The organism is Agarivorans litoreus (assembly GCF_019649015.1).
GTDB classification, from domain to species: Bacteria; Pseudomonadota; Gammaproteobacteria; order Enterobacterales; family Celerinatantimonadaceae; genus Agarivorans; species Agarivorans litoreus.
Genome location: NZ_BLPI01000001.1, coordinates 3,801,235 through 3,819,312 on the forward strand (window position 1 = coordinate 3,801,235; position 18,078 = coordinate 3,819,312).

General features: G+C 44.4%; 18 protein-coding genes. All 18 read left to right on the top strand.

What is annotated here, in order from left to right:
- The first annotated feature begins 65 nt into the window (after positions 1–65).
- The 18 genes from K5L93_RS17475 to K5L93_RS17560 all read left to right on the top strand — a co-directional run bounded on the left by K5L93_RS17475 (position 66) and on the right by K5L93_RS17560 (position 18,077).
- Positions 66–2,177: a flagellar hook-length control protein FliK gene (locus K5L93_RS17475; protein WP_220720972.1), complete on the top strand. Its 2,112-nt coding sequence runs from the start codon at positions 66–68 to the stop codon at positions 2,175–2,177.
- Between the two features lie 83 nt (positions 2,178–2,260).
- Positions 2,261–2,770, top strand: coding sequence for a flagellar basal body-associated protein FliL (gene fliL, locus K5L93_RS17480; RefSeq protein WP_220720973.1), 510 nt, complete (start codon positions 2,261–2,263; stop codon positions 2,768–2,770).
- Between the two features lie 9 nt (positions 2,771–2,779).
- Positions 2,780–3,808 carry a flagellar motor switch protein FliM gene (fliM, locus tag K5L93_RS17485; RefSeq protein ID WP_220720974.1) on the top strand — a complete coding sequence of 343 codons (1,029 nt, stop codon included), beginning with the start codon at positions 2,780–2,782 and terminating at the stop codon, positions 3,806–3,808.
- 17 nt (positions 3,809–3,825) lie between these two features.
- On the top strand, positions 3,826–4,197 hold the full coding sequence (gene fliN / locus K5L93_RS17490) for a flagellar motor switch protein FliN (protein WP_016401707.1): 372 nt from the start codon (positions 3,826–3,828) through the stop codon (positions 4,195–4,197).
- Complete coding sequence (gene fliO / locus K5L93_RS17495) at positions 4,197–4,601, top strand: flagellar biosynthetic protein FliO (protein WP_220720975.1); 405 nt, start codon at positions 4,197–4,199, stop codon at positions 4,599–4,601. Before fliN ends, fliO begins: the two co-directional genes overlap by 1 nt.
- Positions 4,591–5,334, top strand: coding sequence for a flagellar type III secretion system pore protein FliP (gene fliP / locus K5L93_RS17500; protein ID WP_220720976.1), 744 nt, complete (start codon positions 4,591–4,593; stop codon positions 5,332–5,334). Before fliO ends, fliP begins: the two co-directional genes overlap by 11 nt.
- Before the next feature lie 16 nt (positions 5,335–5,350).
- Positions 5,351–5,620 carry a flagellar biosynthetic protein FliQ gene (locus tag K5L93_RS17505; protein WP_220720977.1) on the top strand — a complete coding sequence of 90 codons (270 nt, stop codon included), beginning with the start codon at positions 5,351–5,353 and terminating at the stop codon, positions 5,618–5,620.
- A complete protein-coding gene (fliR, locus tag K5L93_RS17510; RefSeq protein ID WP_016401703.1) occupies positions 5,620–6,399 on the top strand; it encodes a flagellar biosynthetic protein FliR in 780 nt (259 codons plus the stop codon). The genes K5L93_RS17505 and fliR overlap by 1 nt, the downstream gene beginning before the upstream one ends.
- An 18-nt stretch (positions 6,400–6,417) precedes the next feature.
- Complete coding sequence (gene flhB, locus K5L93_RS17515) at positions 6,418–7,545, top strand: flagellar biosynthesis protein FlhB (RefSeq protein WP_220720978.1); 1,128 nt, start codon at positions 6,418–6,420, stop codon at positions 7,543–7,545.
- A gap of 98 nt (positions 7,546–7,643) precedes the next feature.
- A complete protein-coding gene (gene flhA, locus K5L93_RS17520; RefSeq protein ID WP_220720979.1) occupies positions 7,644–9,755 on the top strand; it encodes a flagellar biosynthesis protein FlhA in 2,112 nt (703 codons plus the stop codon).
- Between the two features lie 31 nt (positions 9,756–9,786).
- Positions 9,787–11,214: a flagellar biosynthesis GTPase FlhF gene (gene flhF, locus K5L93_RS17525; protein WP_220720980.1), complete on the top strand. Its 1,428-nt coding sequence runs from the start codon at positions 9,787–9,789 to the stop codon at positions 11,212–11,214.
- Positions 11,204–12,097, top strand: coding sequence for a MinD/ParA family ATP-binding protein (locus K5L93_RS17530; RefSeq protein WP_281422576.1), 894 nt, complete (start codon positions 11,204–11,206; stop codon positions 12,095–12,097). Before flhF ends, K5L93_RS17530 begins: the two co-directional genes overlap by 11 nt.
- Positions 12,090–12,809, top strand: coding sequence for an RNA polymerase sigma factor FliA (locus tag K5L93_RS17535; protein WP_220720981.1), 720 nt, complete (start codon positions 12,090–12,092; stop codon positions 12,807–12,809). The genes K5L93_RS17530 and K5L93_RS17535 overlap by 8 nt, the downstream gene beginning before the upstream one ends.
- 127 nt (positions 12,810–12,936) lie before the next feature.
- Positions 12,937–13,320 carry a chemotaxis response regulator CheY gene (gene cheY, locus K5L93_RS17540; protein WP_084681816.1) on the top strand — a complete coding sequence of 128 codons (384 nt, stop codon included), beginning with the start codon at positions 12,937–12,939 and terminating at the stop codon, positions 13,318–13,320.
- 13 nt (positions 13,321–13,333) lie between these two features.
- Positions 13,334–14,074, top strand: a complete 741-nt coding sequence (locus K5L93_RS17545) for a protein phosphatase CheZ (protein ID WP_220720982.1) — start codon at positions 13,334–13,336, stop codon at positions 14,072–14,074.
- A gap of 11 nt (positions 14,075–14,085) precedes the next feature.
- A complete protein-coding gene (locus tag K5L93_RS17550; RefSeq protein ID WP_220720983.1) occupies positions 14,086–16,188 on the top strand; it encodes a chemotaxis protein CheA in 2,103 nt (700 codons plus the stop codon).
- A gap of 25 nt (positions 16,189–16,213) precedes the next feature.
- Positions 16,214–17,338 carry a protein-glutamate methylesterase/protein-glutamine glutaminase gene (locus K5L93_RS17555; RefSeq protein ID WP_220720984.1) on the top strand — a complete coding sequence of 375 codons (1,125 nt, stop codon included), beginning with the start codon at positions 16,214–16,216 and terminating at the stop codon, positions 17,336–17,338.
- On the top strand, positions 17,331–18,077 hold the full coding sequence (locus K5L93_RS17560; protein WP_220720985.1) for a flagellar motor protein: 747 nt from the start codon (positions 17,331–17,333) through the stop codon (positions 18,075–18,077). Before K5L93_RS17555 ends, K5L93_RS17560 begins: the two co-directional genes overlap by 8 nt.
- Position 18,078: the final 1 nt, after the last annotated feature.

The window sequence follows — 18,078 nt, forward strand, 5'->3', positions numbered from 1 at the left end:
TGCTAGCGCACCTTCTAGATGTGGGGTGCGGGACAAATATTTTTATCGCAAGGGTAAGCAAATATATGGAATTACTGTTAACCGACACAGCCAATGCCAAACAGTTTTCTTCACTAGGAAGTGCAGCGCTTAGTCCCTCTGCGAAAAGTGAAGATTTTGCTAAACTAGTCAAAGAGTTAGAGAATCTTCCCAAGGCTGATAGCCCAGTAAAGCAAGCGATTGAAAAACAGCTTTCCGGCTCGAAAAGTAACGCTGGTGACAATACTGAAGCTGGTAAAGCTCAAAGCCCTAGTGATTTATTAAGACAGTTGGATAATGCCAAGCAAGCGGCCGATGGCATTGAGAAAAACCAAGTTGAAACTAAAAAAACCGCTGAAAAAGAATTGGCAAATGGTAGTGAAACCCCTGATAGTAAAGACACGACTAGCAGTGAAGAGTCTAGTAAGGGCAACTCCGTTGACCTTGAAACTCTTGGTGAAAATCAACAAAAACAGTCGTTTGTTGATAGTGACTCTGCCTTAAAACAAGAGAAAACAGCTGTTGGCGATGAAAAACTAGCTGGCGATAAACAACCGCTAGTTAATCAAGCAGCACAAAGCGGCAGAGAGTTGCCGCCTACTCAAGCAGAAGCAACTAAAGCACTTTCGAGTGATGCTAAAGACAGTAGCCAAGTGAACGGTGGAAAAGATGCTGCAGCTAAACCCGTTAAAGTAGATGTCGCAGCAACTGCTGGTTTACAAAACGCTCAAACAGCTGCCGTAAAAGAAGCGGTAGTAGAAGCTCAGAACGCTACTAAGTTAGAAACAATTGATAAAACCAGCGCTAGCCAAGAGCAAAGCAGCAATAAACAACAGCTCGCCGGTGAACCCGTGGACCCTAAAAAAGTTGCTGACAAAGACCAAAAGCTTGACGCAAGCAATGAGCGAATTACCAAAGAAAATGCACCAGCCCTAGTGGGTGAGCATAACAAAACCTCAAGTGCTAAAGATGGTGAGCGTATGGCTTCAAGCGCTAATGAAAAAGCGCCATTAGATAAAGTTGTTGCTACTGTTAGTCAAAGTGATGAGCAGAAAGTGGCTAAGGCTAAAGAGTCGGAGGTCGTCGCTTCTAGCAAAATAGAAAAAGCTCCCGTGGATAAATCCCTAAATGCTATACAAGACAAAGCGTTCGGAGATAAATCCCTAAACGTCGTTCAAGACAACGCTTCAGAAAAGCCATTATCTTTGGCAGAGCAAAATCGCCTAAAACAACAAGGTGAAGCTCAAGCAAATTATTCAGCGGTTAAACCTCATGTAGACCAAGAGGAAGCGAAGGCGAAAGAGCTTAATGCTAAATCAAGTGGCGAAGCCGTGATTGCCCAGCAAACTAATAAACTAAGCAACGAGCCTAAAGCTGGCGTTGTTGTTCAGCAGGGCACCAATACCAATGTTAACAGCAAAGTAAGTGCGGCAGATGTACCCCAGCAAAGCGACAAATTTGCTAGTGCCAGTATTGCTGCTGCAAGTAGCAAGCAATCGAGCAGTGAAAATGGTTCCGAGCATAAGGAACAGCAGTCACCGCAGACCCAACAACAGGGATTACCGAACCAAGCTGAAGCTACTCGCCCACAAGAACACCACAGTATTTTTAGAGCCGCTTCGGGCGCCGACGTGGTGGCTCGGGCAGAGCAGGGAAGTAATGAGGCTGCACTAAAACAAGCTCAGCAAGCTAACCAAGTTAATGATAAAGCTATGCAGTTCAATGAACGTTTGAACCCTGCGCAATATCAAGCGCCAGCTGAGTTAAACCAACGGGTACAATACATGTTAAGCCAGGGCATGCAAAAGGCTGAGATACGCTTAGATCCTGCTGAGTTAGGAAGCATGCAAATACGCTTGCAAATGACCCAAGATCAACAGGTATCGGTGCAAATTCAAGTACAAACGCCACAAGCGCGTGAAGCTTTAGAGCAAACCATGCCACGTTTGCGTGAGATGTTGCAGCAACAAGGCATTGAGCTGGGGCAAAATCAGGTTAGTCAACAAAACCAAGGCAGTGCTTCTCAGCAAGGTGGCGGGCAAACAATGGCTGGCGGACAATCGCTTAATGCCGAGCAGATTGATGACGCAACTGAGCAAGACATGAGCACATTGTTGGCGAATCAAGCAAACAGTAATGGCATTGATTTTTATGCCTAGTTTATTTCTATGAGGTGCTATTGAAGCGCCTCTTAACTATGTAATAATAAAAACAGTTTAGCGATAATTTCATGGAAGCATAGATGGCTGAAGAATCAGAATTAAAAGTAGAAGATGGTGAAGGTGGCAGTAAAAAGAAGCTGATTATCATTATCGCTATTGTTGCCGTGTTAGTCATTGGTGGCGTGGTGGGCTTTTTGTTGATGGGAGGTGACTCAGAGGAAGCTCCCGCAGCAGCCGAGCCGGCAGAAGAAGCCACGTCAACGGTAACACATACCGCTCTTTACGTAGGCATGCCAAGACCCTTTGTATTCAATATTGTGGGCGATAACCGGGACCGTTTAGTACAAATAAAAGTACAATTGTTGGTTCGCGGTACCGTTAATGAAGAAGCTGCAAAACTGCATATACCGTTGATTGAGGGGACTTTGTTGAGCGTATTTAGCTCGGCAACAGTAGAAGATTTGTCCACTCAAGAAGGTAAAGACAAGATGCGCGAGAATTCGCTAATTGAGACACAAAAAGCATTAAAAGAAATAACCGGTAAAGTAGTAGTAGAAAAAATTCTATTTACTGGCTTTGTAATGCAATAAAGGACCAACGTGAGCGATTTATTAAGCCAAGACGAAATCGATGCGCTGTTACACGGCGTTGACGATATAGAAGAGGACATCATAGAGCCGGAAATGTCTGGCAGTGTGGTGGAATTTGACTTCTCTTCTCAGGATCGAATCGTTCGGGGACGAATGCCAACCCTTGAGTTGGTTAACGAGCGTTTTGCCCGTCATATGCGAATTAGCCTGTTTAACATGATGCGTCGTACCGCAGAAGTGTCGATTAATGGCGTGCAAATGATTAAGTTTGGTGAATATGTTCACACTTTATTTGTACCTACCAGCCTAAATATGGTCCGTTTTCGTCCCTTGAAAGGAACCGCCTTAATTACCATGGAAGCACGTTTGGTGTTTATTTTGGTAGAGAACTTTTTTGGTGGTGATGGCCGTTATCATGCAAAAATTGAAGGCCGAGAATTTACGCCTACCGAGCGTCGCATTATTCAAATGCTGCTAAAAATTATTTTTGAAGACTATGTCGAAGCCTGGGCACCAGTGATGGATGTTGGTTTTGATTATTTAGATTCAGAAGTAAACCCAGCCATGGCAAATATTGTTAGCCCAACTGAAGTGATAGTGGTTAGCTCGTTTCATATTGAATTAGATGGTGGCGGCGGCGATTTTCATATTGCTATGCCATATTCAATGTTAGAGCCAATTCGGGAACTGTTGGATGCAGGGGTACAAAGTGACAAACAGGATACAGACCAACGTTGGAGCTCTGCACTGAGTGATGAGATTATGGACGTACCTGTTGGTCTACATACTAAGTTGCTAGAAACAACAGTCAGTTTACGTGAGCTGATGGAATTAAAAGCGGGCGACATTATTCCGGTGGAAATGCCTGAAACAGCTATGTTGTATGTAGAAGATTTACCAAGCTACCGAGTAAAACTTGGTAGAAAAAATGAAAAAATGGCACTAAAAATTGATACTCAGTTAAAACGTCCCGATACAGTGAAAAGTGATCTGGAATTGGTGGTAAGTAGCCGCCGCTCATCCACGGGCGAAGAGTAAGGTAATAAGGAAAAAGTATGAGTGATCAAGATGATATGGCTGATGAGTGGGCAGCAGCAATGGCCGAGGCCGAGCCTGCACCACTTGAAGATTTTGTCGATGAATCAAAACCGATAACCGAAGAAGAGCAACGTAAGCTTGATTCGATTATGGACATTCCTGTAACTATTTCTATGGAAGTAGGCCGCAGCAATATTAGCATCCGTAACCTGTTACAACTTAACCAAGGTTCAGTGGTAGAGCTAGATAGGGTTGCCGGTGAACCATTGGATGTTTTGGTAAACGGAACGTTGATTGCGCATGGTGAAGTGGTAGTTGTAAATGATAAGTTTGGTATTCGCCTTACCGACGTTATTAGCCAAACCGAACGCATTAAAAAGCTCAAGTAATGCAAAAAGTTCTCGCATTCATCATTACAGCTGGCTTCAGTTTGCCAGCTTTAGCTGAACAAGAAACTACTTCTCCTCCCAATAGCCAAGTTGAACTGCTTTCGTGGGTGATGTCTTTGGCCCTAGTCCTGGTGACTATTTTTGTTTGTGCATGGGTGCTAAAAAAAACGCGCCTTAGTCAGTTTGCTGGCGGCCAGTCTAAAGTGGTGACTAATTTGGCTTTAGGTACTAGAGAGCGGGTGATGGTTGTTGAAATTGGTGAGCAGCAGTACTTAATTGGTGTTACTGCCCAATCTATAAATCTTTTGGATAAGCTCGATAAACCTATTGTTGCCAAAACGAACAAGGTGAGTGGCTCATTCACTAAACAGTTACAAGGATTGTTGGCTAAAAATGAAAAGTAAGCTGTTTATTGGCCTAAGTTTGTTACTTGGTATTGTGGCACCCAGTGTTGCTCAAGAAGGTATTTTGCCGGCAATTACCATGACCACCAACCCAGACGGTGGGCAAGAGTATTCAGTCACCTTACAGGTGTTGGCGTTAATGACGGCGCTGTCATTTTTGCCTGCTCTGGTGATTATGATGACATCCTTTACCCGCATTGTGGTGGTGATGTCTATTTTAAGGCAAGCCATGGGTTTGCAACAAAGCCCATCAAATCAAGTGATTATTGGCATCGCTTTGTTTTTGACCTTTTTCATTATGTCGCCGGTAATCGATGAAGTGAATACTCAGGCTGTTCAGCCCTATTTAAGCGAAGACCTTACGTCGATGCAGGCTTTCGAAAAAGCCAAACAGCCGCTCAAAGAGTTTATGTTGGCGCAAACCCGGCTAACGGATTTGGAAACCTTTGTTAAAATTGCCAAAGTGGAAGTGGGGGCGCCGGAAGAGGTACCTTTTAATGTACTTATTCCTGCCTTTATTACCTCTGAGCTTAAAACTGCTTTCCAAATTGGTTTTATGTTGTTTATTCCCTTCTTGGTTATCGACCTAGTGGTAGCCAGTATCTTGATGGCAATGGGTATGATGATGCTGTCACCAATGATTGTATCTTTGCCATTTAAGCTAATGCTGTTTGTGTTGGTAGATGGTTGGAGCTTGGTGATGGGCACACTTGCAAATAGTTTTGGCGTATAGACGTAGGAGCCTATAGATGGAACCGGAAGTCTTTGTTGATGTATTTCGCCTTGCCTTAGGCCAAGTGATGCTATTGGTATCAGCTGCTATTGTCCCTAGTTTGTTGGTTGGTCTAGTTGTTGCGATTTTCCAAGCTGCTACCTCAATTAACGAGCAAACCTTAAGCTTTTTGCCTCGCCTACTTGTTACCTTGGGAGCGCTTATCGTTGCAGGCCATTGGTTTACTGAGAAACTAATGGAGTTGTTTTTTACCATGGTGGATATGATTCCTCAGGTTGTTAGCTAATGGAGTTTCCAGCCAGTGTAGTGATGGCCTGGATTGGTCAGTATCTATGGGCCCTTACTCGAGTAGCCGCGATGCTGATGGTATTAGCCAGTTTTGGTGGTAAATCAGTTCCAACTCGAGTGCGATTGCTACTAGCTTTAGCCATTACATTTGCTTTAGTGCCTATTTTGCCGGAAGTAACTGGAATAGAGGTTTTCTCTTTTCAAGCTGTTATCGTCATCTTGCAGCAGGTACTCATTGGCGCCGCCATTGGATTTATTTCACAATTATTGATGCAAACCTTTGTGGTGGGCGGGCAAATTATTGCGATGCAAACCAGTTTGGGTTTTGCGTCTATGGTCGACCCGAATAACGGTCAAAGTACGCCGGTGGTTGGTCAGTTCTATTTACTGTTGGCAACGCTGCTATTTTTGGCGATTGATGGTCATTTACAATTAATCACTTTAATCGCTATGAGTTTTGAAACGTTACCGGTGGGCATGAACGGCTTAAGTAGTTTGGATTATCAGTTGCTGGCAGGCTGGTATTCGCAATTATTTTTGGCTGCTTTGGCGCTATCGATATCCTCTGTAGTTGCAATGTTACTGGTAAATTTTTCTTTCGGTATTATGACGCGAGCAGCGCCGCAACTGAATATTTTTAGTATTGGTTTTGCGGTAAGTATGTTGTTTGGTTTATTCATTCTTTGGCTCACCATTGGTGGGTTTTTAGCGCATTTTGAACGTCAGTGGGAGGTTGGCCGCAGCTTGGCATGTGACATGCTGCTGATTGGTTGTTAAACCAAGGGCCTAGTTACTATGGCAGACGACGATCAAGAAAAAACCGAAGACCCCACGGGGAAAAAACTCGAAGACGCCCGTAATAAAGGGCAGGTAGCTCGTTCTAAAGAGTTAGGCACTGCTGCGGTACTTATTAGTGCAGCCTTAGCCATCATGGCATTTGGCGGTATGCTAGCTGAATCCATGGTAAAGGTTTTCCAAACCGCTTTTGTGATGAGTCGAGAACAAGTTTTTGACGTGAACCTAATGCTAAAAAACTTAGGCATTATGGGGTGGTTATTGTTTAAACCAATGATATGGATCATGGGGTTTATTACTTTAGCCGCGCTTATTGGCAATACCTTATTAGGAGGTATGCCTTTTAGTTGGGAGGCTGCAAGGCCAAAAGCCAGTAAAATGTCACCCATTCAAGGTTTTAAACGGATGTTGGGCATTCAAGCGTTTGTTGAGTTCATCAAAAGTGTTGCTAAAGTGTTGGTCATTGCCGGGGTAGTCTGGTTTGTCCTCCAATGGAAATTTGCTGAAATTCTTACGCTTAGCATGCAGTCTATTCCTGGTTCACTTGTTAATGCCTTGGATATGCTGCAATGGATGCTGTTAGCTTTAGTTTGTAGCTTGATTATTATTGTGATCATTGATGTGCCTTATCAAATTTGGAATCACAACAAGCAGCTTAAAATGTCTAAGCAAGAAGTAAAAGACGAGCATAAAAATATGGAGGGTAGCCCAGAAGTAAAAGGGCGCATTCGCCGCTTACAAATGGAAATGGCAGCTCGCCGCATGATGGCCGACGTACCACAGGCGGACGTTGTTGTTACCAACCCAACGCATTTCTCAGTAGCACTTAAATACGATAGTAATGGCAGTGGAGCGCCAAAAGTAGTGGCTAAAGGGGTGGATGAAGTAGCCATGAAAATTCGCGAAATCGCGCGTCATTATGATGTACCTGTGATGCAAGCGCCTGCTTTAACGCGTTCCTTATATCACACAACTAAACTTGGCCACGATATTCCTGAAGGTTTGTACGTTGCGGTGGCGCAAGTGCTTGCCTTCGTGTTCCAGCTTGAACAATACCGTAAAGGCAAGGGGCAGCGCCCTAAACCGGTTGCCGACGACCTACCTATTCCAGATGATTTGCGATATTAACCTCAGTTTCAGCTTTTACTGAATGTGTTTTATGTGGTTGGCTCAGTTATTGCTTTTGTCGTTTCATCAGTTGTTTGGAAGTCAGTATTTCGTCATTTATGGAAATCATCAATCGTCTCACCAGCTTTAAGCTTCAAGATCTAAAAAAAGTTGATGTTACAGTCATAAAGGGTTTCGGCACGCCAATGGTTGTGTTGGCCACTTTAGGCATGGTGGTTTTACCAATGCCAGCTTGGCTATTGGATATTCTTTTTGCTTTTAATATCTCTCTTGCCTTAGTGGTGTTATTGGTTGCTGTTTATACCAAGCGCCCGCTCGATTTTGCGGTATTTCCCACCGTATTGTTAATTGCCACTTTATTACGTTTGGCCCTAAACGTTGCCTCTACTCGAGTCGTTTTATTAGAAGGGCATAACGGTGGAAATGCTGCTGGTAATGTAATTGAAGCTTTTGGTTCAGTGGTTATTGGCGGGAACTACGCTGTTGGTTTGGTGGTATTCCTGATCTTGATGATTATCAACTTTGTAGTAGTAACAAAAGGTGCTGGCCGTATCGCAGAAGTAAGCGCCCGCTTTACCTTGGATGCCATGCCAGGCAAGCAAATGGCGATTGATGCTGACCTAAATGCTGGCATTATCGACCAAGAACAAGCTCGTGAACGCCGTGCTGACGTTACCAACGAAGCTGATTTTTATGGTTCAATGGATGGTGCTAGTAAGTTTGTTAAAGGTGATGCCATAGCCGGCATATTGATTCTATTCATTAATATCTTAGGCGGTTTCATCATTGGTGTGGCTCAGCACGACTTAACCTTCTCTCAAGCTGCAGAGGTATACACCTTACTGACCATTGGTGATGGATTAGTCGCACAGATCCCGTCTTTACTGTTATCGATAGCTGCTGCCCTTGTGGTGACTCGCCAAAATACCGAAGCGGATATGGGTGAGCAGGTAAGCTTACAAATGTTCAAAGATCCACGAGTAATGATTATTTGTGGCTCAATCCTATTCATTATGGGCATTGTACCTGGCATGCCTCACTTAGCTTTTTTGAGCTGTGCTGCGGTATGCTTAGGTGCTGCCTGGATGCGACATAAAGGCGATGCTAAAAAAGCCGCTGACACGGCATTACAACCCGCTTCTTCCAGTTCTAGTGTAAGCAGTGAGCCAAAAGAGCTAGGTTGGGATGATGTTCAACCGGTTGATGTGATTGGTCTTGAAGTAGGCTATCGCTTAATTCCATTGGTGGATAAATCTCAAGGCGGCGAATTATTGGCGCGTATTAAAGGTGTGCGTAAGAAGCTATCTCAAGATTTAGGCTTTTTGGTACCCGCTGTGCATATTCGAGATAACCTAGATTTAGGCCCTAACCAGTATCGAATAACCCTAATGGGCGTGACTTACGGTGAGTCGGAGGTATTCCACGACCGAGAAATGGCGATTAACCCTGGCCAAGTATTTGGTAAAATTGAAGGCCAACCAACTACCGATCCTGCTTTTGGCTTAGAAGCCGCTTGGGTGGCTACCGAGCAGCGCGAACATGCGCAAACATTGGGGTACACCGTGGTTGATTCGGCTACGGTTGTAGCTACCCACTTAAGTCAGCTTCTTACTAACAATGCGGCCAGCCTACTTGGCCACGAAGAAGTTCAAAACCTACTTGATATGCTAGGCGGCAGCTTGCCTAAATTGGTTGAAGGCTTAGTGCCAGACACTATGACACTGTCTACGGTAGTTAAGGTATTGCAAAACCTACTGAATGAAGGCGTGCCTATTCGTGATGTTCGCAGCATCGTTCAAACCTTGGTTGAATATGGGCCCAAGAGCCAAGACCCGGATATTCTTACCGCCGCTTGTCGTATTTCTTTAAAACGTTTAATCGTTCAAGAGTTGATTGGTAGCGAGGCAGAGTTGCCGGTAATCACCTTGTCTCCAGACTTGGAGCAGATATTGCATCAGTCTATGCAAGCGGCAGGAAACGATGGCGCAGGTATGGAGCCAGGTTTGGCAGAGAAACTCCAAGTATCATTAACGGAGGCGTGTCAAAACCAAGAAATGGCTGGTCAACCCGCTATCTTATTAACCTCGGGCATACTGCGTTCAAGCATGTCTCGATTTGTTAAAACAGCAATGCCTGCATTAAGGGTTCTGTCTTATCAAGAAGTGCCAGAAGATAAACAAATACGAATTGTGAGTTCAGTGGGGCAGTAGCTTCAGCGAATCAGCAAAAGGAAGGTGAACAGTGAAAATGAAACGCTTTTTTGCAAAAGATATGCGAACCGCGCTAGCCGAAGTGAAGGAAACACTTGGCAGCGATGCGGTTATCATGTCTAACAAAAAGGTAACCGGTGGCATCGAAATTGTTGCTGCGGTTGAACCTTCCAATACTAAACACTCAGCCACTAAAGCCGATAGAGAATTGGCAGAAGACAGTGTCAAATTGTCGTCGATGAATACTGCGTCTGCCAAGAATTCGCCAGCAAAACAGCATCCCAGTCATGATTTTGACGAAAGTGCCAGTTTAAAAGACAATCTAACCAACTTTATGCAGCGCCATCAAAAGCGTCAGCAAGAAAATTTGCAACAGTCTCAGCAGAAGCAACAACGTCCTCGTACTGTTCAAGCCCCGCGCTCTTTGGCGCAGCAGCAAGGTTGGGCTCAGCAAGGCTCCTTATCCAATAAACCAACTAATGCGTCTCTTGGTGGACAATCCGCTCATTCAGCATCAGCTGCTGCTGGCAACGAAGTTGGCGAACTTAAAAAAGAAATGGCCGCCATGCGCAAGTTGCTTGAGCATCAAGTATCTGGGTTAATGTGGCAGGAGGTCGAGCGTCAAGAGCCAGTTCGCGCGATGTTAATTAAGCAGTTGCAGCTAGTGGGTTTTGATGAAGATATGGCCGACCAAATAGCTGGTTACATTCCTGAAGAGCTTGGAGTTCAAGAAGGATGGCAGCATTTACGAGAATTATTGGTTAATCAACTTCCGGTTGGCCAAGACGAAATTTTATTAAAGGGTGGGGCAATTGCTTTGCTTGGCCCAACCGGCGTGGGTAAAACAACTACTATTGCCAAGTTGGCCGCGCAGTTTGCGATGCGCCATGGCGCCGACAGCGTAGCGATGATTACTACCGACACCTATCGTATTGGTGCACATGAGCAACTCGCCACTTATGGCAAAATCATGGGCTGTGCAGTTCGTGTAGCTAATGATGAAGAAGAGTTATCACAGTTGCTTTATCAGTTTAAAGATAAAAAATTGGTGCTGATTGATACCGCCGGAATGAGTCAACGAGATCTTCGCTTACACGAGCAATTAGATAAGCTTGTAAAAAATAGTCGCGTTAATATTCGTAACTATTTGGTGATGTCAGCCAATGCACAGCGTCGGGTAATTGAAGAAACTGTGAATCAATTTCAGCGAATTCCTTTGGCTGGTACCATACTTACCAAATTAGATGAGAGCTTGGCATTAGGCGAAGTGTTAAATGTAACCTTGCGCCATGCCTTACCAATAAGTTACGTTACGCATGGTCAGCAAGTGCCTGAGGATATAGCGGTAGCAGCGCCAACCCAATTAATTGAACAAGCATTATCGGTTATCGATAAGCAAAGCCAGCAACATTTCTGGTTTAGTGAAACCGAACAACAAAAGGTTTCAGATGTATTCTAAAGACAATGAATTTGACCAAGCTAGCGGCTTAAGAATGATGCAACAAAAAAACAATGTAAAAGTTATCGCTGTAACGGGCGGCAAAGGGGGCGTAGGTAAAACTAACGTGACCCTTAACATGGGTATAGCCATGGCTGCTCAAGGTAAGCGTGTAATGGTACTGGATGCCGATTTAGGCCTAGCAAATGTAGATGTGCTGCTTGGTTTACGTGTAACTAAAAACCTCTCTCACGTTTTATCCGGTGAGTGCACCTTAGATGAAGTATTGGTTAAGGGCCCCAATGGCATTTTAATTGCCCCAGCGACTTCGGGGACGCAGTCAATGGTTGAGTTAAGCCCAGCCGAGCACGCAGGACTTATTCGTGCATTTAGTAGTATGAAAACACCTATTGATGTGTTGCTGGTTGATACGGCGGCAGGCATATCTGACATGGTGTTAAGTTTTGCTAAAGCGTCACAAGATATTTTAGTTGTGGTGTGTGACGAGCCAACTTCTATCACCGATGCATACGCGTTGATTAAACTGCTTTCCAATCAACATGGTGTGTACAAGTTTAAAATAGTCGCCAATATGGTTCGTAGCCTACGCGAAGGCCAAGAGTTATTTGCTAAGCTTACCCGAGTTACCGATCGCTTCTTAGATGCTACACTCGAATTAGTATCCTGTATTCCTTATGACAATAACGTGCGTTTAGCCGTAAGAAAACAGCGAGTGGTGGTCGAAGCTTACCCTAAATCGCCCGCATCTTTGGCATTTCGTTCGTTGGCAAGTAAAGCGTCTACGTGGCCGATTCCCGAACAGGCAGGCGGCCATTTAGAATTTTTCATCGAGAATCTTCTCGAGTTTGGACAACGCAAAAATAGAGAACAGCTTAGTGAATAAAGTTGCCGCTTATGCCAGCGCTAATGACACTAATGTTTTGGTGGAGCGCCATGCAAATTTGGTTAAACGAATAGCCCATCACCTAATGGCTAGGCTTCCGGCTAGCGTAATTGTTGATGACTTGATTCAATCTGGAATGATTGGCTTGATTGAAGCCGCGCGTAATTTTGATGGATCTAAAGGTGCTAGTTTTGAAACCTATGCTGGTATTCGTATTCGTGGTTCTATGCTCGATGAAATTCGTCGTGGCGACTGGGTGCCACGCTCAGTGCACAAAAACAGTCGCGCAATAAGCGACGCGATAGCAGAGGTTGAAAGGGAAAAAAACGGCGATGCGAAGGATGCTGAAGTAGCAGCTAAGTTAGGGGTAAGCTTGGGTGAATATCATTCCATGCTATCCGATGTAAATTGCGGGCGTATTTTAGGCATTGATGATCTCGGCGTGAGCGAAGATGTCATTTCCAGTGAGGAAAGCCGCGAGTTAAACCGACCCTTTGAAGGTTTTGCCAACCAGCGTTTTCAGCAATCTCTTGCAGAGTGTATTAAAGGGCTTCCCGAGAGAGAAGCGCTGGTATTATCGCTGTATTACGATGAAGAACTTAACTTGAAAGAAATTGGTGAAGTATTGAGCGTAAGCGAGTCCCGAGTCAGTCAAATTCATAGCCAAGCACTCGCTCGAGTTAAAACTCGAATGCGAGATTGGACACAATAGAGAAATTCATCCTTACATTTCTTGTAAAAGATGGACTAAAATTGTGTTTATTAAGGCATAATATCTTTATTACATAAATTTTTGGCCTAATTAGTGGCTTGTAAAACATCCTGTTGGGGGAAGTACCTTGGATAAAAATATGAAAATTCTGGTTGTTGATGATTTTTCAACGATGAGAAGGATTATTAAAAACCTACTTAGAGATCTTGGTTTTAACAATACGCATGAAGCTGATGACGGAAATACCGCATTACCTATGCTTAAAGGCGGAGATTTCGAATTTGTAGTAACAGATTGGAACATGCCTGGAATGGAAGGCATCGACCTACTGAAAAATATTCGTGCCGACGAAAGCTTGTCTCACTTGCCTGTTTTGATGGTAACTGCCGAAGCAAAACGTGAACAGATCATTGAAGCTGCTCAAGCCGGCGTAAATGGATATATTGTTAAACCTTTCACAGCAGCCACGCTAAAAGAGAAGCTAGATAAGATTTTCGAAAGACTACAATAAGAAAGGAAGATGCGTGAGCACAGATACTCCGATTATTTCATTAGCCGACGCCAAATCGTTGGTCTCGCTACTTGAAGAAGGAAATGTCGCCGAGGCGAATCAACTTGTTAGTGAGCTCTGTGCTCCAAAAGCTAACCTGCTATTTGATAAGGTTGGTCAGCTCACTCGTCAGCTTCATGACTCTTTAAACGAATTTAAACTGGATATTCGAATTAATGAGTTAGCTAATCAAGAAATCCCAGACGCTAAAGAACGGTTGAACTATGTGATAGAGATGACCGATCAAGCCGCCAATAAAACCATGGATGCTGTAGAGTCTGGCCTTCCTATTGCTGATCAATTAACTAACGAAATCAACAATATTATGCCTATTTGGCAAAGTTTGATGGAACGAAGAATCGAAATTGGCCAATTTAAGGCGCTATGTCACCAAATCGATATTTTCCTTAATAGTTCTTCAGCAAATGCCGATAAACTACGTAGCATGTTAACCGAAATATTGATGGCTCAAGATTTTCAAGATCTAACCGGTCAAATGATTCGCAAGGTGATCACCTTAGTTCAAGAGGTGGAAGAAAGCTTGGTTGAAATGCTTACCTTGTTCGGTAGTGAAAAAGCGGAAGTGGCAGAGAATACAAAAGTGACTAAATCTGCTATTGAAGCCGAAGGACCAATATTAAATAAAGAGCAAAGGGACGACGTTGTTAACGATCAAGATGATGTTGACGACTTGTTGTCTAGTTTAGGATTTTAAGGGAGTAGCGCATGTCGTTTGATGTAGATGAAGACATCTTACAAGACTTTCTCGTAGAAGCGGCGGAGATCCTTGAGCAGCTGTCAGAGCAGTTGGTAGATTTAGAAAAACGTCCAGATGACAGTGACTTGTTAAACGCCATATTCCGTGGTTTCCATACAGTTAAGGGTGGAGCAGGCTTTTTGTCATTAACCGAGTTGGTTGATGTTTGTCATGGCGCTGAGAACGTTTTTGATACTTTACGTAATGGTGGTCGAGCGGTTTCGTCTGAGCTGATGGATGTAATTCTCGAAGCGCTAGACTCAGTGAATGATATGTTTGCGCAAGTACAGGCGCGTGAACCCTTAGCTCCTGCTGCTCCTGAACTGATTGAGCGCTTGCATCAGCTGTCTCATCCTGAGTCTGCTGATGAAGTAGCTGCAGAGCCAGAGCCAGAGCCAGAACCAGAGCCAGAACCAGTTGCAGTGGCGACTAGTTCTGCTGGAGGCAATATTGACGAAATCACTGATGACGAATTTGAACGTTTGCTCGATGAGCTTCATGGCTCAGCAGCGCCAACAGCTGCGTCAACCCCCGCACCTGCCGAAAAGACTGTTAGCGATGGCGATATCTCTGATGATGAATTTGAAAAACTATTAGATGAGCTGCATGGTTCTAAAGCACCTGGCGCTGGGCAGCCCATTGCGCCGAAAGCACCAGCCACAGAAAAGCCCACTTCAAATAGTGACGAAATTGGCGATGACGAGTTTGAAAAGTTGCTCGACCAATTACATGGCGCCGGTAAAGCACCTGATGCGAAAACTGCACCTGCGAAACCAGCCGCTAAGATAGCGGCCACCCCTACGGCAGCTGCAAAACCTGCTGCACCAGCCAAGCCTGCAGCTACAGCTGCACCGGCAAAGCAAGAGCCAGCAAAAGCACCGGCGAAGCAAGCTGTTCCGCAGGGTGAAACCACCGTCCGCGTGGATACCCGTACTTTAGACGAAATTATGAATATGGTGGGCGAACTAGTTTTAGTTCGAAATCGCCTCGTGAGTTTAGGTTTAAATAGCAATGACGAGGATATGTCTAAAGCTACTGCCAACCTAGATGTGGTAACCGCTGATTTACAAGGTGCGGTAATGAAAACCCGCATGCAGCCCATTAAAAAGGTATTTGGCCGTTTCCCTCGAGTCGTTCGTGATTTAGCTCGAAGTTTGAAAAAAGATATAAATCTCGAGCTTGTGGGTGAAGATACAGATTTAGATAAAAACTTAGTTGAAGCCCTAGCTGATCCACTGGTTCACTTGGTGCGAAACTCAGTAGATCATGGTATCGAAATGCCAGATGATCGAGTAGCTTCAGGTAAACCTCGAACAGGTTTGATTCGTTTATCTGCATCGCAAGAGGGTGATCACATCTTACTGAAAATTGAAGATGATGGTGCCGGTATGAATGCCGATAAGTTGAAATCTATCGCTATTGAACGCGGGGTTCTTGATGCTGACGCCGCGGCGCGTATGCCTGATAAAGAAGCTTATAGTCTAATTTTTGCGCCTGGTTTCTCAACCAAAACCGAGATCTCAGATATCTCAGGTCGTGGCGTTGGGATGGACGTGGTCAAAACCAGTATTACTCAGTTAAACGGCTCAGTCGACATCGACTCTCAACTAGGTCAAGGTACAACACTACAGATTAAAGTACCTTTAACCTTGGCTATTTTGCCGACCTTGATGGTTGATGTAGGTAAACAAACCTTTGCCTTGCCGCTTACTAGCGTTAATGAAATTTTTCATCTTGATCTTACCAAAACTAACGTTGTTGATGGTCAAGAAACTGTGATTGTTCGCAATAAAGCTATCCCTTTGTTTTACCTCCAAGATTGGTTAATTAGAAATGGTCAATCTGGTGAACGTAGCTCTCAAGGCCATGTTGTAATAGTGCAAATAGGCCCACAACAAGTCGGTTTTGTAGTAGATAACTTAATTGGCCAAGAAGAAGTGGTGATTAAAGCGCTAGATCAATTATTGCAAGGCACCCCTGGTATGGCTGGTGCAACGATCACCAGTGATGGACGAATTGCATTAATTCTTGATATTCCAAGCCTGTTGAAACGCTACGCCCGTAAGATGTAAGCCTAGCCTTTAAGAAGAATCTAACATGGCAATAAAAGTACTTGTAGTTGATGATTCGAGTTTTTTCCGTCGCCGGGTAAGCGAGATCATCAACGCGGACCCTGCTTTGGAAGTGGTCGACACCGCTAAAAATGGCCGAGAAGCCATAGATATGGTTGCACGCCTAAAACCAGATGTGGTTACCATGGATATTGAAATGCCGGTAATGGATGGTATTAGCGCGGTTCGAGAAATTATGGCGAAGAATCCTACGCCAGTTCTTATGTTTTCTTCGTTAACACATGAAGGTGCCAAGGCGACACTTGATGCTCTAGAAGCCGGTGCTTTGGATTTTATCCCTAAAAAGTTTGAAGATATTGCTCGAGATAGAGAAGAAGCGGTTAGCCTTCTTCAACAAAGAGTTAAGGCTATTGCGCGCCGTCGAGTTAGCTCACGTCGTAGTGTGGTAACTCCACCAAGCACTGCGACTATACGTTCAACTACTGTTAGTAGAACCGCGCTGAAAAGCTCTCCAGCCGCTTCAACTCCGCAGCCTAAAGAACGTTCTAGTGCTCGTTTTAAACCTTCAGGTAAGCGCTATAAACTAGTTGCTATTGGTACATCCACAGGTGGGCCCGTTGCTTTACAAACCATTTTAACGCAAATACCAGCAGGGTTTTCTAAGCCTATTTTGTTGGTACAGCACATGCCGGCTACTTTTACTGCGGCTTTTGCTCAGCGACTTAATAGTTTATCTAGAATCAATGTGAAACAAGCCGAAGACGGCGATGAGTTACGACCAGGCTGGGCTTATTTAGCGCCCGGTGGCAAACAAATGCTTGTCGAGGGACGAGGCTCTTACGGTCGCTTAAGGGTTATTGATGGCAACGATAAGGTAAATTATAAGCCTTGTGTTGATATTACTTTCGCTTCATTAGCAAAAAGTCATCAGTCTAATGTATTGGCTATGGTTCTCACGGGGATGGGGGCCGATGGCAGAGATGGTGCACGTTTACTTAAAGAGCAGGGGTCTACTATTTGGGCGCAAGATGAAGCCAGCTGTGTTGTATATGGGATGCCGCAAGCTGTCACAAGTGCTGGTTTAGCGTCAGAACAGTTACCTCTTGATCGCTTTTGTGAAGCGATTGTAGCGGAAATAGGGAATGGATAAACTTAGCATTGCTGGCGTGTTTATCGCCTTCTCTGCTGTTGGTTTAGGTCATTCATTAGCGGGGGGAAGTTTTTTAGACCTGGTTAATCTACATGCTTTTATTATTGTGCTTGGCGGCACCGTTGGTGCGGTCATGCTGCAAACTCCCGCTTCTCAATTTGTGCAGGCTATAAAATCAATCCCGCGAGTTTGGCAAAGTCCAAAGCTAGATGTTATCCAGCAATCAAAGCTAATTTTAGCTTGGTCTCACACTGTTCGTAAAGATGGTTACCTCGTGTTACAGAAACATCGGCAAAACGCCGATGCTTTTAGTTTATTAGGCCTAGAAATGTTAATTGATGGCGCTGAAACTGAGCAACTGAAACAATCATTAGAAGATGTAATAGACCTAGAGCAAAATCGTCTAGAGAAGCAGGCCGGCGTATTTGAAGCAATGGGGGGGTACTGCCCAACGGTAGGTATAATTGGAGCAGTGCTCGGGCTAATCCAAGCTATGGATTTTTTAACTAGCCCTGAGCAGTTAGGGCAGGGTATTGCGGTGGCTTTTGTCGCCACAATTTATGGTGTGGGATTTGCCAACTTTGTTTTTCTACCAATTGCTAACAAATTGCGCGCCTTAGCTGGAGAGCGAGCAATTTATCAAGAAATGACCTTAGCTGGTTTAGTTTCTATTTCGGAGGGCGCTAGTAGCATGGAAGTACAACGGCGTCTAACCAGTTTCAACACGGAACTAGACTAAT

What these genes read in the sequence shown, in the direction of transcription:
- K5L93_RS17475 (WP_220720972.1), top strand. Translation starts at nt 66, where the DNA reads ATGGAATTACTGTTAACCGACACAGCCAATGCCAAACAGTTTTCTTCA.
- fliL (WP_220720973.1), top strand. Translation starts at nt 2,261, where the DNA reads ATGGCTGAAGAATCAGAATTAAAAGTAGAAGATGGTGAAGGTGGCAGT.
- fliN (WP_016401707.1), top strand. Translation starts at nt 3,826, where the DNA reads ATGAGTGATCAAGATGATATGGCTGATGAGTGGGCAGCAGCAATGGCC.
- fliO (WP_220720975.1), top strand. Translation starts at nt 4,197, where the DNA reads ATGCAAAAAGTTCTCGCATTCATCATTACAGCTGGCTTCAGTTTGCCA.
- fliP (WP_220720976.1), top strand. Translation starts at nt 4,591, where the DNA reads ATGAAAAGTAAGCTGTTTATTGGCCTAAGTTTGTTACTTGGTATTGTG.
- K5L93_RS17505 (WP_220720977.1), top strand. Translation starts at nt 5,351, where the DNA reads ATGGAACCGGAAGTCTTTGTTGATGTATTTCGCCTTGCCTTAGGCCAA.
- fliR (WP_016401703.1), top strand. Translation starts at nt 5,620, where the DNA reads ATGGAGTTTCCAGCCAGTGTAGTGATGGCCTGGATTGGTCAGTATCTA.
- flhB (WP_220720978.1), top strand. Translation starts at nt 6,418, where the DNA reads ATGGCAGACGACGATCAAGAAAAAACCGAAGACCCCACGGGGAAAAAA.
- flhA (WP_220720979.1), top strand. Translation starts at nt 7,644, where the DNA reads ATGGAAATCATCAATCGTCTCACCAGCTTTAAGCTTCAAGATCTAAAA.
- K5L93_RS17530 (WP_281422576.1), top strand. Translation starts at nt 11,204, where the DNA reads ATGTATTCTAAAGACAATGAATTTGACCAAGCTAGCGGCTTAAGAATG.
- K5L93_RS17550 (WP_220720983.1), top strand. Translation starts at nt 14,086, where the DNA reads ATGTCGTTTGATGTAGATGAAGACATCTTACAAGACTTTCTCGTAGAA.
- K5L93_RS17555 (WP_220720984.1), top strand. Translation starts at nt 16,214, where the DNA reads ATGGCAATAAAAGTACTTGTAGTTGATGATTCGAGTTTTTTCCGTCGC.
- K5L93_RS17560 (WP_220720985.1), top strand. Translation starts at nt 17,331, where the DNA reads ATGGATAAACTTAGCATTGCTGGCGTGTTTATCGCCTTCTCTGCTGTT.